The 15,631-nt window shown below is 69.0% G+C and carries 9 protein-coding genes; 3 read left to right on the top strand and 6 right to left on the bottom strand.

Going from position 1 to position 15,631, the window contains the following annotated elements; all coding sequences use genetic code 11:
* Together ABZ906_RS45285 and ABZ906_RS45280 are read left to right on the top strand one after the other, a co-directional pair.
* The coding region (locus ABZ906_RS45285; RefSeq protein WP_361393112.1) for a DUF6531 domain-containing protein at nucleotides 1-3,691 on the top strand (3,691 nt) is incomplete at its 5' end.
* A 34-nt stretch (nucleotides 3,692-3,725) separates the two neighbouring features.
* Nucleotides 3,726-4,235, top strand: coding sequence for a hypothetical protein (locus tag ABZ906_RS45280; protein ID WP_361393110.1), 510 nt, complete (start codon nucleotides 3,726-3,728; stop codon nucleotides 4,233-4,235).
* A gap of 13 nt (nucleotides 4,236-4,248) precedes the next feature.
* Here ABZ906_RS45280 and ABZ906_RS45275 read toward each other — a convergent pair whose 3' ends face one another.
* Together ABZ906_RS45275 and ABZ906_RS45270 are read right to left on the bottom strand one after the other, a co-directional pair.
* Nucleotides 4,249-5,451, bottom strand: coding sequence for an NAD(P)-binding domain-containing protein (locus ABZ906_RS45275; protein WP_361393108.1), 1,203 nt, complete (start codon nucleotides 5,449-5,451; stop codon nucleotides 4,249-4,251).
* 23 nt (nucleotides 5,452-5,474) lie between these two features.
* The gene (locus tag ABZ906_RS45270; RefSeq protein ID WP_361199837.1) at nucleotides 5,475-6,722 is read right to left on the bottom strand and encodes an ATP-grasp domain-containing protein; all 1,248 of its coding nucleotides are present in this window, start codon (nucleotides 6,720-6,722) and stop codon (nucleotides 5,475-5,477) included.
* Between the two features lie 208 nt (nucleotides 6,723-6,930).
* On the opposite strand from ABZ906_RS45270, the gene fahA reads away from it, so the two are divergent.
* A complete protein-coding gene (gene fahA, locus ABZ906_RS45265; protein WP_361393106.1) occupies nucleotides 6,931-8,238 on the top strand; it encodes a fumarylacetoacetase in 1,308 nt (435 codons plus the stop codon).
* 131 nt (nucleotides 8,239-8,369) lie between these two features.
* Here the strand turns inward: fahA and recQ are convergent, their stop codons facing one another.
* The 4 genes from recQ to nuoL form a co-directional block, all read right to left on the bottom strand.
* Nucleotides 8,370-10,301, bottom strand: a complete 1,932-nt coding sequence (gene recQ, locus ABZ906_RS45260) for a DNA helicase RecQ (protein WP_361393104.1) — start codon at nucleotides 10,299-10,301, stop codon at nucleotides 8,370-8,372.
* Nucleotides 10,302-10,487: 186 nt separating this feature from the next.
* Nucleotides 10,488-12,152: an NADH-quinone oxidoreductase subunit NuoN gene (nuoN, locus tag ABZ906_RS45255; protein WP_361393102.1), complete on the bottom strand. Its 1,665-nt coding sequence runs from the start codon at nucleotides 12,150-12,152 to the stop codon at nucleotides 10,488-10,490.
* Nucleotides 12,149-13,720 (bottom strand): NADH-quinone oxidoreductase subunit M, encoded by a 1,572-nt coding sequence (locus ABZ906_RS45250; protein ID WP_361393100.1) that lies wholly within the window; start codon nucleotides 13,718-13,720, stop codon nucleotides 12,149-12,151. Before ABZ906_RS45250 ends, nuoN begins: the two co-directional genes overlap by 4 nt.
* A 5-nt stretch (nucleotides 13,721-13,725) precedes the next feature.
* Nucleotides 13,726-15,621, bottom strand: coding sequence for an NADH-quinone oxidoreductase subunit L (gene nuoL, locus ABZ906_RS45245; RefSeq protein ID WP_361393098.1), 1,896 nt, complete (start codon nucleotides 15,619-15,621; stop codon nucleotides 13,726-13,728).
* Nucleotides 15,622-15,631: the final 10 nt, after the last annotated feature.

The raw sequence follows: 15,631 nt of genomic DNA, 5'->3' as shown, positions 1-15,631 counted from the left end.
AAACGGAGAAGCAGGCCTGCTCGACGTCGCCTTCGCCGCCCTCGACTGCATCCCCGGCATGAAGGGCCTCACCAGCCTCCGCGGCCTCGCCAAAGGCATGAAGGGCCTCAAAGCCGGCATGAAGGGCCTGTCGCTGGGCGCCAAGGGCCTGGGGAAGGGGGCGCGCGCGATGGCGCGCCCCATGAAGAAGCTCTTCACCTGCGGCGATCCGATCGACATGGCCACCGGCAACATGGTCATGTCCGAGACCGACGTAGACCTACCCGGAGTTCTCCCCCTGGAACTGGAGCGTCATCACCGCACAGGACTACGGTCCGGTCGCTGGTTCGGGCCCAGTTGGGGCTCGACGCTGGACCAACGCCTCATTCTCGATCAGAGCGGCGCCCGTTTCACGACCGCCGACGGCATGGTCCTTCACTACCCCGTGCCGGACCCGGACGTCCCCGTACTTCCGGTGGAGGGGCCGCGCTGGCCGCTGGAGTGGGATGGCGCCCCCGGCGGCACCATGTCCGTGCGCCAGCCCGAGTCCGACCTCACGCTGCGGTTTCGAGCCCTGCCCGACCGCCCCGTCGCCGAACTCCCCCTTGAGGCCATCACCGACCGCAACGGAAACGCGCTCCACCTGGAGTACGGAGCGGACGGGTCGCCGCGAGAGCTGATCCACACCGGCGGGTACCGCATCGGACTGACCACGGATGACGGCCGCATCACAGCTCTCACCCTGCTCAACGACCCCGAACGCCCCGTCCTCCTGCGCTACGGCTACGACGCCACCGGCAACCTGACCGAGATCTACAACTCCTCCGGCCTGCCCCTGAAGCTCAGCTACGACGACAAGCGCCGGATCACGGGCTGGGACGACCGCAACGGCACGTGGTACCGCTACGAGTACGACACCGCGGACCGTTGCGTCCGCACCACCGGCACCGACGGCATCCTCGATTACACCTACACGTACGAGACCGAGGGCCGCAGGTCCCTGGCGACCAACTCCCTCGGACACACCACGACGTACGAGTTCAACGATTCCTTCCAACTCATCGTCGAGACGGACCCCTTGGGTCACGCCACCACCCGTACCTGGGACCGCTACGACCATCTCGAATCGCTGACCGACGCTCTCGGCCGCACCACGACGTACGCGTACGACGAGAGCGGCAACATCAAGGAAGTCGTCCACCCGGACGGCAGCGGCGCCCGGTACGAGTACGACCTTTCCGGGGCGCTGATCACGGCGACCGAGCAGGACGGTGCCCACTGGCAGTACGGGCACGACTCCCACGGGAACATCGTCTCGGTCACCGACCCGGCCGGCGCCACCACCATCTACACGTACGACGCCACCGGCGCCGTCGCGTCCGTCACCGACCCTCTCGGTGAGGTGAGCCGGGTCGAGAGCTCCCCGGCCGGTCTTGCCACGGCCGTGCGTACACCGCTCGGCGCGATCACCCGGTTCGAGCACGACGCATTCGGCCGTATCACCACGGTCCACGAGCCGGATTCGGCGGTCAGCAAGGCCACGTGGACGGTCGAAGGGCTCCCGGCCCGCCGTGAGTTCCCCGACGGCACCTCGGAGAGCTGGGTGTACGACGCCGAGGGCAACACGCTGGCCCACACCGACGCGAAGGGCGCCGTCACCCGGTTCGAGACAGCCCCCTTCGACCGGAGTCGCGCTCAGACGACGCAGGATGGCGCACGGATCGAGTTCACCTACGACACCGAGCTCAGGCCGGTGGTCGTGACGAACGCCGACGGGCAGACCTGGACCTACACATACGACTCGGCCGGCAACATCACCCGCGAGACCGATTTCAACGGTCGTACGGTTTCCTACCGGCACGACGCCGTCGGTCACATCGTGGAACGGGCCAACGGCGCCGGCCAGAGCATCGGCTACGTCCGGGACCTCCTCGACCGGGTCGTGGAGCAGCGCGACTCCGAGGGCAACCTCACCCGGTTCGAGTACGACCAGGGCGGTGCGATCGTCCGGGCCGCCAACCGGGACGCCGAGCTCACCTTCACGTACGACATCCACGGCCGTGTGCTGTCCGAGAGTTGCAACGGCCGTGTGCTGACCAACGTCTACGACACCGCGGGCCGCCGTCTGAGCCGGCGGACCCCCGGCGGTGTCCTCAGCGAGTGGAGCTACAACTCCGAGCACCAGCCGGTCGAGCTGCGCGGCTCCGGCCGTGCCGTCCGCTTCGGCTACGACCCGGCGGGGAACGAGACCGTCCGCGAACTCCCGTCGGGCGTCGCGCTCATCCACGGATGGGCCGCGGGCCACCGCTTGACCACACAGGCGGTACGCGCTCCGGGAGCGAAGACCTCCCGCATCGACCGCAGCTACTCCTACCGCGCCGACGGGCTGCTCAGGTCCGTCACCGATGCCGCATCGGGCACCTCGGCCTACGAGCTCGACGTGAACGGCAGAGTCACCGCCGTGACCGCCGCGGACCACCGCGAGACGTACGCCTACGACAAGCTGGGCAACCTAGTCCACTCGGCTGCACCGGGCGGTGAGGACGCGGACGTCCACGGTGCCAGGACGTACTCCGGCACTCTCGTGCGGACCGCGGGCCGGTCTCGCTACGAACACGACGGACAGGGACGCGTCGTTCGCCACACCCGCGCGCTGCTGTCCGGAGGGTCTCGCACCTGGCTCTTCGACTGGGACGCCGAAGACCGTCTGCGGGGAGTCACCACCCCGGACGGGCGTCACTGGCGCTACCGCTACGACCCGCTCGGCAGGCGCATCGCGAAAGAGTTGCTCTCCGCGAGCGACGGCCCGGTGGTCGAGCGGACCGACTTCGTCTGGGACGGCACGCGTCTGGCCGAGGAGAGCCGCACCGTTCCGGGCGAGGGCGACGGCGGTCGGATCACCACCTGGGACTGGGAGCCGGGAGGCGACCGTCCGATCGCGCAGCGCAGCCGCTCCGGAGCCTTGCGGGACGTGCGAGACGTGCGGGGCGGGACGGGCGGGACGGGCGAGCAGGGTCTGGTGGACGAGCAGTTCTACTCCATCGTCACCGATCTCGTCGGCACCCCGACCGAACTCGTCGACGAGGAAGGCACCGTCGCCTGGCGTTCACGGACCTCGCTGTGGGGGCTTCCGCTGCGGGACGCGCCTGAAGAAGTCGGCTGCCCTCTCCGATTCCCCGGCCAGTACTACGATGCCGAAACCGGCCTCCACTACAACCACCATCGCTACTACGATCCCAGCACCGCGCGCTATCACAGCCCCGACCCGCTCGGTCTCGATCCCGCACCGCATCACCACAACTATGTGACCAATCCGCTCACTTGGATCGACCCGCTTGGTCTGGCCCCGTCCTGCAAAGCCGTCATCCGGCACTACACGGACAAGGGCGGTTACCAGAAGATCATGAGCGGCGGAAGCAAGGAGGGGATCACCCTCAAGGTCCCCAAGAGTTCAAAGGGCAAGAACGCATCCGCGGTCTACGTCTCGCCGATGAGCCCTGCCGACGTCGCCAAGAAGCCCGGCGGTTTCAAGTCCTACCTCGGCCTCACCAGGGAAAAGAGCGAGTACATGATCGAGTTCGAGGTCGAGAAGAAGCTGTTTTCGGGCCGCCTCCCCGGTACCCGCACGCACGTGTGGTTCTCCAACAAGGACGTCAGCATTCCCCGCGACGCGATCAGGTACCACGGACCTACTTCAGGCTGGAAGGCCTGATCGACACCGAAGCGGACCGCAAGGCAAGGAACCCATGGAAATCACCGGCCATTCAAGCGACTTCATCGTCGACGGCAGTTTCTCCACGGCGATGAAGCAGTTCGTCATGCGTCAGCACCGACACTGGCCCGGCCTATTCCTTTACGGGGAACCGGTCCATGCGGAGTCCTTGGCCGACTGGAATCTCCCGGAAGCCGATGACGACGACGAATACTCCGGCATCGTCACCTTCTCGTCCGGCCAGAAGATGGAGGACTTCTGGGAAGAGAACGGCTACGCCCTCGACGGCGACGGCGAAGGTCCCTTCTCGGTCTTCTACCAACTCCATCCGCAATCGCTGCGCGCCGCCCGGGTGACCGGAGTCCAGGGCGCGGACCCCGAGGCCGTGGCCGCCGTCGAGGGGGCGGGGCTGCTCCTCGCCGAGTACTTCGCCGTCAGTCTCGTCACCCCGGAGGACCCGGCCACCGATCCCTTCTCGGCGCGTGTTCTGCGGGACTTCGTCGAGTCGGTCGGGGTGGGTTCCCGCATGGGGTCCGGGGCCTGACGAGGCCGTTGCCTCAGGCGTGCGCCCGCGCCAGATGTCCCGCCAGTCGTGGCGAAGCGAATTCCGTGCCGCAGACGAAGCGCATCACGGGGCCGTACGACGCCGCCGCCGGGAGGCCCGTGAAGTACAGGCCGGGGACCGAGGAGACGTAGCCCGCGCCCAGTTTCGGGGTGCCTCGGCTCGTGGCGAGGCGGGCGCGGAGGGCCGGGCCGAGGAAGTCCATCGCGGCGACGTCTACGCGATAGCCCGTCGCCGCGATGACGTGATCCGCGGAGAGTTCACGCAAGCGGCCCCTCGGAGTCTCCACCCTCAGGGACGGGCTGCCGTCCCGGACGTCCGCCGCGATGACACGGCGGACCTCACGCGTCTCGACCCTGCCCTCGTACCGTTCGCGCAGCCACCACGCGCCCAGCGGTCCGAGGATGCGGCGGACCAGGAAGTGGCGCGCCTGCGGGGGCAGATAGCGGTACGGGTGGGGGTAGTAGCTGATGGCGTAGAGCGACCAGGCGCGGCCGAACGGCGACTCGGGGCGCAGCTTCGGCTGCTTCCACGGGGGCGCCCCGAAGGCCACCGACCCCTTGCCGCGCGCCACGACCTTCACGTTCGCGTCCGCTTCGGCGGCCAGCACCGCCGTCTCCAGGGCCGACTGCCCGGCGCCGACCACGACCAGCTCGCGCCCCGCGAACCGCGACAGGTCGCTGTGCTGCGAACTGTGCGACACGGGCCCCGCGGGCGACGGCCCGTCCGGCACCGCCGCGGCGAGCGAGGGCGGCAGTTGCGCGAGGCCCGAGAGTCCGGTCGCGACGACGACCGCGCGGGCCGTGAACTGCTCGCCCGAGTCCAGCTTCAGGTCGAAGCCCGCCGTGCCCCTGCGGTCGACCGAGACCACCCGCACCTGTTCCAGGTCGGGCACCAGCTTCTCCCTGAACCACTCCCCGTAGGCGATGAAGGTCTCGATCGGGATGATGTCCTCGTCGGTAACCAGGCGCCGTATCCCCGCCGCTTCGCAGTAGTCGACGAGGTCGTGGCCGCGCTGCGGCGCGTCGATGTTCGACGCCACCGGCGTCGACTTCAGGAGCATCCCCGCGGGCATGTGGGAACGCCAGCTCACCATGGGGTCGCCGAAGACCCGTACCGGAATGCCCCGGGCCCGCAGATGGGCCGCGGTGGAGAGGCCGAACGGCCCCGCACCGATGATTGCCACTGGATGGATCACGAAGTCCCTCCCCAGGACGTCACTTACTTCGTGTGCCTGCTGCCGCCACGCCTTTGGGTCCGCCAGAGCTGATACAGGTGCTTCGCGCCCGGCCGTACGAATCGCGCGAGCATCGTGAAGAACGGCTTCATGTCGTCCGCGGCGAGCCACGCCAGTTCCGTGCCGCTGGCGTGCGGCGGCGCGTGCGGTGTGGTGTAGCCGCTGCGGCGGTAGGCGAGGAGGGCGGGCAGGTCTATGTTCTCCACGACATACCGATGACCGGCTCGCTGCTCCCCCTTGGGAACCGGGCGTCCCGTCAGGTGCAGGTGCATCGCACGGACCACATCGATCCCGGACTCGTTCTCGAAGAGCCGGAACTGTGCGCCCATGCGGGGGTTGAAGTCGAGCAGTTTGTACTGACCGTCGCGCCGGTCATATCGCAGGTCGAGGTCGATGACGCCGGAAAAGCCGATCTGCTTGATGAAACGTGCGGCGAGGTCCGCGAGTTCCGGATTGTCGACGACGTACGCATTCGCCGTCATTCCCGCGTGCGGCGGCCAGGAGCGGACCTTGACGCCGGTGAACATCGCCCGCGGTGTCGAGTCCGCGTCGAAGTACGCGTGCACGATCCAGTCCTCGGCCTGCTCCCGCGGCAGATACTCCTGGATGATCACTCCGGGCCGCTCTCCCCAGTCGCGGGCGAGCCCGAGCAGCCCCTCCGGGGTCTCGATGCGCGTCGTGCCGTTCACCGCGGGCCGGGAGCGGCGCGTGAACGCCTCTCGGTTCTTGGCGACCACCGGGAAGACGGCGGCGGAGGCGAACTCCTCGATGTCCCCGTAGCTCTCGGGGAAGGACGCCGCCGGCGAGGCGATTCCGTGCTCCACGCACAGCTCGTGCAGGCCCTGCTTGCTGGCGAGGCGGCGGGGTAACTCCGGCTCCACGCGCGGGAAGAGGAAACCCGCGTCGCTCAGCGGCTCCTGGTGCTCGGCGATGAGCACGGCCGCTTCCTCGTCGGTCGGGATCAGGACCGTGGGTCTGCCGATCCGGCGCGCGAGGCGCAGCATCCCCTCGACGAGCCGCTGCGGCTCCTCCGCCCCGGTGGTCGGCCAGGGGAAGGCACGGGTGAGATGGCGTGAGGCCGCGGCCGGTGTGTAACGGTCTTCCGTGATCGCGTACATGGGCACGCCGAGCCGCCCGAGGCTGCGGATCGCGCCGACGCCGCCGTGATGCAGCGGGTAGTTGCCGAACTTCACGATCAGGCCGGGCACCTCACGGTCGACCGCGAAGGGCATGCTGTCGTTCGTCATGGCCACGGGTCCCCCCACGTGTCCCGCCGTATGACCCGGACCCACCCCGTCCGCGCCCCCCAAAGGACGCTAAGCCGGAATTGACCATTCTAGCAAGGCTTATTCGGACATTGCGAACTCTTTAGACACTGCCCCCACGGGGGGTTCCCACGTAACGTGTGGCACACCCATATGGAAAGCGAGGCAGGTACGCATGTCCGAGCACACCCCGCTCGACCCGGCCGGAAGCGACCCTTCCGTCCGCTCCGTAAGCGACCCCTTCGCTCTTGCGGAGGGCGATCCCTTCGGTCCGCACAACCTCCCGTACGGCGTCTTCTCCCTCATCGGGGGCGCGACCGGGGAACGCCGCGTCGGTGTACGGCTCGGTGATCACGTCCTGGACGCGGGCGCCGCGGCCGCCGCGCTCGGCTCGCCCTACGTCTCACTGCTCGCCGGGCCCACGCTCAACCCGCTGCTCGCCGCGGGCCGCACCGCCTGGTCCGACGTGCGTCGCGCACTCACCGCGTGGGTGACGATCCCGGCGCACCGCGAGGTCGTACGCCCCCTGCTGCACCCCCTGTCCGACGTGACGCTGCACCTCCCCTTCGAGGTCGCCGACTATGTGGACTTCTACGCCTCCGAGCACCACGCGACGCATCTGGGGCAGATCTTCCGCCCGGATGCGCCGACTCCGCTGACCCCCAACTGGAAGCACCTGCCGATCGGTTACCACGGCCGGTCGGGCACCGTAGTGGTCTCCGGGACCGACGTGGCGCGCCCTTCGGGTCAGCGCAAGGCCCCCGCGGAGACGGCGCCGGTATTCGGGCCCTCCGTCCGCCTGGACATCGAGGCCGAGGTCGGCTTCGTCGTGGGTACGCCCTCCGAAATGGGCACCCCGGTGCCGCTCGCGGACTTCCGGGAGCACGTCTTCGGCCTCACCCTCCTCAACGACTGGTCGGCGCGCGACATCCAGGCCTGGGAGTACGTCCCGCTCGGACCGTTCCTCGGAAAGTCCTTCTGCACCTCGGTCTCGGCCTGGATCACCCCCCTCGAAGCCCTGGACTCGGCGCGGGTCTCCCCTCCCGCCCGCACGCATGAACTCCTGCCCTACCTGGACGACTCCGCGGAGTCCGTCGCCGACGAACCCGGCGGCTACGACCTGCGCATCACCGTGACCCTCAACGGCCAGGTCATCTCCGAGCCGCCCTTCTCCACCGTGTACTGGACGGCCGCCCAGCAGCTCGCCCACATGACGGTCAACGGCGCCTCCCTGCGCACGGGAGACCTGTACGGCTCGGGCACGGTGAGCGGGCCCGAGGAGGGTCAGTACGGCTCCCTGATCGAGATCACCTGGAACGGGCGGGATCCCCTCGAACTCCCCGACGGCAAGCGGACGTTCCTGGAGGACGGCGACGAGGTCACGCTCACGGCGTGGGCTCCGGGGCCTGACGGGACCCGGGTGGGGCTCGGCGAGGTTTCTGGCAGGGTCGCCTCGGCTGGCGGGGGCGCCTCGGGCCACTGAATCTGCGGGCCGGGGGTGGGACCGCCCCCGGCCCCTCAGCGGCCCCTCAGCGCCTCGGATTCGGCTGCTGCGCCGTCGTGGCTTGTCGCGCAGTTCCCCGCGCCCCTTTGGGGCGCTCCTCACCCTGCCGCTCAGAAGTCCTCCGGGGGTTCCGGCCAGTCCTCCTCTTGGGGCTCCGGGGCCTGCGAGGGCGCTCCTCCGTCCAGTTCCGTGAGGACCTCCAGGACGCCCTCCCCGTACGTCGCCAGTTTCTTCTCGCCGAGGCCGCTGATGCCGCCGAGCTCCGCCAGGGACGAGGGCCGGAGCGTGGCGATCTCACGGAGCGTGGCGTCGTGGAAGATCACGTACGCCGGCAGGCCCAGCTCCTTGGCCTGCGCACCGCGCCACGCCCGCAGCGCCTCGAACACCGGCACCGCTTCCTGAGGCAGCTCGGCGACGGCAGCCGCGGCCTTCGCCTTCCGCTCCCCCTTGGGCGCCTTCGCCGCGGCGGGCCGCTTCGGCTCCTTGCGCAACCGCACCTCCCGCTCCCGGCCGAGGACTGAACCGCTCTGCTCGGTCAGGACCAGCGTGCCGTACTCCCCCTCGACCGCGAGCAGGCCCTGCGCCAGCAGCTGTCGCACCACACCGCGCCATTCGGCTTCCGCGAGCTCCTCGCCGATGCCGAAGACCGAGAGCTGGTCGTGGTCGAACTGGATGACCTTGGCGGTCTTCTTGCCGAGCAGGATGTCGATGATCTGCCCCGCGCCGAACTTCTGTCCGCGCTCGCGCTGGAGTCGCACCACCGTGGAGAGGACCTTCTGGGACGGGACCGTGCCGTCCCAGGTCTCGGGTGGTGTGAGGCAGGTGTCGCAGTTCCCGCAGGACTGCCCGTCGGCGTCCTGGCCGAAGTACGTCAGGAGCTGGGCCCTGCGGCACTGGGCCGTCTCGCACAGCGCCAGCATCGAGTCCAGGTGCGAGGCCGCCCGGCGCCGGAACGCCTCGTCGCCCTCGCTGCCCTGGATCAGCTTCCGCTGCTGGACCACGTCCTGGAGGCCGTACGCCATCCAGGCCGTGGAGGGCAGTCCGTCACGTCCGGCGCGGCCCGTCTCCTGGTAGTACCCCTCGACGGACTTCGGCAGGTCGAGGTGGGCGACGAACCGGACGTCCGGCTTGTCGATGCCCATGCCGAAGGCGATCGTGGCGCAGACGACCAGGCCCTCCTCCCGCAGGAAGCGCGACTGGTGGGCGGCGCGCGTCCCGCCGTCCAGACCCGCGTGGTACGGAACGGCCTCGATTCCGTTCTTGCACAGGAACTCGGCGGTCTTCTCGACCGAGTTGCGCGAGAGGCAGTACACGATGCCCGCGTCGCCCGCGTGCTCCTCCTTGAGGAAGGCCAGGAGCTGCTTCTTCGGCTCGGCCTTCGGCACGACGCGGTACTGGATGTTGGGCCGGTCGAAGCTCGCCACGAAGTGCTTGGCGTCCGGCATGCCGAGCCGCTCGGTGATCTCCCGGTGCGTGGCGTGCGTCGCCGTGGCCGTCAGGGCGATCCGCGGGACGTCGGGCCAGCGCTCGCCGAGCAGGGAGAGCGCCAGATAGTCCGGACGGAAGTCGTGGCCCCACTGCGCCACGCAGTGCGCCTCGTCGATCGCGAAGACGGAGATCTTGGCGCGGGAGAGCAGATCGAGCGTCGCCTCCAGGCGCAGCCGCTCCGGCGCGAGGTAGAGCACGTCGAGCTCCCCCGCGAGGAACTCGGCCTCCATCACCCGGCGCTCGTCGAAGTCCTGCGTGGAGTTGATGAACCCGGCCCGCACGCCCAGTGCCCGCAGCGCGTCGACCTGGTCCTGCATGAGTGCGATGAGGGGGGAGATCACCACGCCCGTACCAGGCCTGACCAGGGCGGGGATCTGATAGCAGAGCGATTTGCCGCCGCCGGTGGGCATCAGCACGACGGAGTCACCGCCCGCGACCACGTGCTCGATGATCGCTTCCTGCTCGCCCCGGAACGCGTCGTACCCGAAGACGCGGTGGAGTGTCCGCAGCGCGTCACTCTCCGCCACCGCGCTCGGTACGGTCACCTCGCTCATGCCACTGTTCCCATCCATCGCCCTGCCCCCGTACCTCGCGTACATCTCGTACGTCGCGCTTCGACCGCTGACTCCACGATAGGGCTCCGCACCGACACCTCCGGAGTTATCCACAGGCCGCCGCCCGGCACCCCTGTCGGACGGGGTGCCGGGCGGCGGTCAAGAGAAGGCGAGCGGGCAGGCGGGCTACCGGACGAAGACCCCCGCCTGGTTCGCCAGATCCAGGAAGTACTGCGGGGCCACGCCCAGGACCAGCGTCACCGCCACGCCCACGCCGATCGCCGTCATCGTCAGCGGCGAGGGCACGGCGACGGTCGGGCCGTCCGCCTTCGGCTCGCTGAAGAACATGAGGACGATCACGCGGATGTAGAAGAACGCCGCGATCGCCGACGAGATCACACCGACCACGACGAGCGCACCGGCGCCGCCCTCCGCAGCCGCCTTGAAGACCGCGAACTTCCCGGCGAACCCGGAGGTCAGCGGAATGCCCGCGAAGGCGAGCAGGAAGACGGCGAAGACGGCGGCGACGAGCGGCGAGCGCCGTCCGAGCCCCGCCCACTTCGACAGGTGCGTGGCCTCGCCGCCCGCGTCCCGCACCAGCGTGACCACCGCGAACGCGCCGATCGTCACGAAGGAGTAGGCCGCGAGGTAGAAGAGGACCGACGAGATGCCGTCCGGGTTCATGGCGATGACACCGGCGAGGATGAAGCCCGCGTGCGCGATCGAGGAGTACGCGAGCAGCCGCTTGATGTCGGTCTGGGTGATCGCGACGATCGCGCCGGCCAGCATCGTGAGGATCACGACACCCCACATCACGGGCCGCCAGTCCCAGCGCAGGCCCGGCAGGACCACGTAGAGGAGGCGGAGCAGCGCCCCGAAGGCGGCCACCTTCGTCGCCGCGGCCATGAAGCCGGTGACCGGGGTGGGCGCGCCTTGGTACACGTCGGGCGTCCACATGTGGAACGGCACCGCGCCGACCTTGAAGAGCAGACCCATGACGATCATCGCGGCGCCGATCAGGAGCAGCGCGTCGTTGCCCATGGTGTCGGCGAGCGCGGGGTTGACCTCCTGGATGCTGCCGTCGACGACCTTCGCGATGGTGCCGTACGACACCGAGCCCGCGTATCCGTAGAGCAGGGCGATCCCGAAGAGCAGGAACGCCGAGGAGAACGAGCCGAGCAGGAAGTACTTGACGGCGGCTTCCTGCGACATCAGGCGCTTGCGGCGGGCGAGCGCGCACAGGAGGTAGAGCGGGAGCGAGAAGACCTCAAGGGCGATGAAGAGCGTCAGGAAGTCGTTCGCCGACGGGAAGACGAGCATTCCGCCGATCGCGAAGAGCGCGAGGGGGAACACCTCGGTGGTGGTGAACCCGGCCTTCGTGGCGGCTCGTTCGCCCTCGCTGCCCGGCACGGAGCCGGCCTGCGCGGCGAACGAGTCGACGTGGTTGCCGTGCGCCACGGGGTCGAGCCGTCGCTCCGCGAAGGTGAAGATCGAGACGAGCCCCGCGAGGAGGATCGTGCCCTGGAGGAACAGCGCGGGTCCGTCGACCGCGATGGCGCCCATGGCGGCGATGTGCGCCTTCGTCGTGCCGTACCCGGTGGCGGCGAGGCCGACGACCGCGGCGAAGGCCGCGGTGAGGGCGACGACGGCCACGAACACCTGCGCGTAGTACCGGATTTTGCGCGGCACGAAGGCTTCGATGAGGATCCCGAGGACCGCCGCGCCGATGACGATCAACGTCGGCGACAGCTGCGCGTACTCGATGGTGGGAGTGTCGATCTTGTCGATCGCGTCCTGGGGCGCCGCGGCCGACGCCATTGTCCACAGGCTGTGGACGGCTGATGCGCTCACTTGGCCGCCTCCACGTCGGGCTTCGGGTCCTTCTGCTGAACGTCGGACATGGTGTGCTTGACCGCCGGGTTCACCAGCTCGGTGAGCGGCTTCGGGTAGACGCCGAGGCCGATCAGGAGCGCGATCAGCGGGGCGACGACCAGGAGCTCACGCGCCCGCAGGTCCGGCATGGCCGAGACCTCCGGCTTCACCGGGCCCGTCATCGTCCGCTGGTACAGGACGAGGGTGTAGAGCGCGGCGAGCACGATGCCGATGGTGGCGATGATCCCGACCACGGGATAGCGCGCGAACGCGCCGACCAGGACCAGGAACTCACTCACGAAGGGGGCGAGCCCCGGCAGCGAGAGCGTCGCCAGGCCGCCGATCAGGAAGGTGCCCGCGAGCACCGGTGCGACCTTCTGCACCCCTCCGTAGTCCGCGATGAGGCGCGAACCGCGGCGCGAGATCAGGAAGCCGGCCACCAGCATCAGCGCGGCCGTCGAGATCCCGTGGTTGACCATGTAGAGCGTCGCGCCGGACTGGCCCTGCGAGGTCATCGCGAAGATGCCGAGGATGATGAACCCGAAGTGCGAGATCGACGCGTACGCCACCAGGCGCTTGATGTCGCGCTGGCCGACCGCGAGCAGCGCGCCGTAGACGATGCTGATCAGCGCGAGCACGAGGATGACCGGCGTCGCCCACTTGCTCGCCTCGGGGAAGAGGCCGAGGCAGAACCGCAGCATCGCGAAGGTGCCGACCTTGTCGACGACCGCCGTGATCAGTACGGCGACCGGGGCCGTGGCCTCGCCCATCGCGTTCGGCAGCCAGGTGTGCAGCGGCCACAGCGGCGCCTTCACCGCGAAGGCGAAGAAGAAGCCGAGGAAGAGCCACCGCTCGGTGTTGGTCGCCATCTCCAGCGAGCCGTTGGCCCGCGCCTCGGCGATCTCCTGGAGCGAGAAGTTCCCGGCCACCACATAGAGCCCGATCACCGCGGCCAGCATGATGAGGCCGCCGACCAGGTTGTAGAGCAGGAACTTCACGGCCGCGTACGAGCGCTGCGCCGAGGCGTTCCCGTCCGTGCCCGAGTGGGCCCGGTCCCCGAAGCCGCCGATGAGGAAGTACATCGGGATGAGCATGGCTTCGAAGAAGATGTAGAAGAGGAAGACGTCGGTGGCCGCGAAGGAGATGATCACCATCGCCTCGACGGCGAGGATCAGGGCGAAGAAGCCCTGGGTCGGCCGCCAGCGGGAGGATTTGGTCTCCAGGGGGTCGGCGTCGTGCCAGCCCGCCAGGATGATGAAGGGCATCAGGAGCGCGGTGAGCGCGATGAGGGCGACACCGATGCCGTCCACACCCAGCTCGTAGCGCACGCCGAATTCCGCGATCCAGGAACGCGACTCGGTCAGTTGATAGCGGGCCCCGTCGGGGTCGAACCGCACGAGCACGGTCACGGCGAGCGCGAGCGTGGCGAGCGAGACGAGCAGCGCGAGCCACTTGGCGGCGGTACGCCGGGCGGCCGGGACGGCTGCCGTGGCGATCGCGCCGACCGCGGGCAGGACCGCCGTCGCTGTCAGGAGGGGAAAGGACATCGGTATCAGACCGCCCTCATCAGCAGGGTCGCGGCGATGAGTACCGCAACGCCGCCGAACATCGAGACCGCGTAGGAGCGGGCATAGCCGTTCTGCATCTTGCGCAGCCGTCCGGAGAGGCCGCCGACCGAGGCCGCCGTGCCGTTGACGACTCCGTCGACCAGGGTGTGGTCGACGTACACCAGGGAGCGGGTGAGGTGCTCTCCGCCGCGGACCAGGACGACGTGGTTGAAGTCGTCCTGGAGGAGGTCGCGCCGGGCCGCCCGGGTGAGCAGCGAACCGCGCGGGGCGATGACCGGGACGGGACGGCGGCCGTACTGGACGTAGGCGAGGGCCACACCGATGACCAGGACGACCATGGTGGCGCCCGTGACGGTGGCGGCGCTCAGCGGCGAGTCACCGTGGTCGTGGTGGGTGACCGGCTCCAGCCAGTGCATGAAGCGGTCGCCGATGCTGAAGAAGCCGCCCGCGAAGACCGACCCGAAGGCGAGCACGATCATCGGGATCGTCATGGACCGGGGCGACTCGTGCGGGTGCGGTTCGTTGCCCTCCGCGTCCGGCTGCCAGCGCTTCTCGCCGAAGAAGGTCATCAGCATCACGCGCGTCATGTAGAACGCGGTGATCGCGGCGCCGAGCAGTGCGACCGAGCCGAGGATCCAGCCCTCCGTGCCGCCCTTGGCGAACGCCGCCTCGATGATCTTGTCCTTGGAGAAGAAGCCGGACAGACCGGGGAAGCCGATGATCGCCAGATAGCCGAGACCGAAGGTCACGAAGGTGACCGGCATGTACTTCCTGAGGCCGCCGTACTTGCGCATGTCGACCTCGTCGTTCATGCCGTGCATGACCGAACCGGCCCCGAGGAAGAGCCCGGCCTTGAAGAAGCCGTGCGTCACCAGGTGCATGATCGCGAAGACGTAGCCGATGGGGCCGAGGCCCGCGGCCAGGATCATGTAGCCGATCTGGGACATCGTCGACCCGGCGAGGGCCTTCTTGATGTCGTCCTTCGCGCAACCGACGATCGCACCGAAGAGGAGCGTGACCGCACCGACGACGGTGACGACGAGCTGGGCGTCCGGTGCGGCGTTGAAGATCTCGCCGGAGCGGACGATCAGGTACACACCGGCGGTCACCATCGTCGCCGCGTGGATCAGGGCCGAGACCGGGGTCGGGCCCTCCATCGCGTCGCCGAGCCAGGACTGCAGCGGCACCTGGGCCGACTTGCCGCACGCCGCGAGCAGCAGCATCAGGCCGATGGCCGTCAGCTTGCCCTCCGAGGTCTCACCCGTGGCCTCCAGGACGGGCCCGAAGGCGAAGGTCCCGAAGGTGGTGAACATCAGCATGATCGCGATCGAGAGGCCCATGTCGCCGACCCTGTTGACCAGGAAGGCCTTCTTCGCGGCGGTGGCCGCGCTGGGCTTGTGCTGCCAGAAGCCGATCAGGAGGTACGAGGCGAGGCCGACGCCCTCCCAGCCGACGTACAGGAGGAGGTAGTTGTCGGCGAGGACCAGGATGAGCATCGCCGCGAGGAAGAGGTTCAGGTAGCCGAAGAAGCGGCGGCGCCGCTCGTCGTGCTCCATGTACCCGATGGAGTAGATGTGGATCAGTGTGCCGACACCGGTGATCAGCAGCACGAACGTCATCGACAGCTGGTCGAGCTGGAAGGCGACGTCCGCCTGGAAACCCTCCACGGGAATCCAGCTGAACAGGTGCTGCGACAGGGTGCGCTCCTCGGCGCCCTTGCCCAGCATGTCGGCGAAGAGCAGCGCACCGACGACGAAGGAGGCGGCCGCGAGCAGCGTGCCGAGCCAGTGGCCGACACGGTCCAACCGCCGACCGCCGCACAGCAGTACAGCCGCTCCGAGCAGAGGCGCTGCCACCAGCAGCGCGATCAGGTTCTCCACTTTTCAGCGA

Origin of the sequence: Streptomyces sp. NPDC046925 (genome assembly GCF_040644915.1) — a bacterium.
Lineage (GTDB): Bacteria > Actinomycetota > Actinomycetes > Streptomycetales > Streptomycetaceae > Streptomyces.
This window is presented reverse-complemented; position numbering and strand designations above follow the sequence as displayed.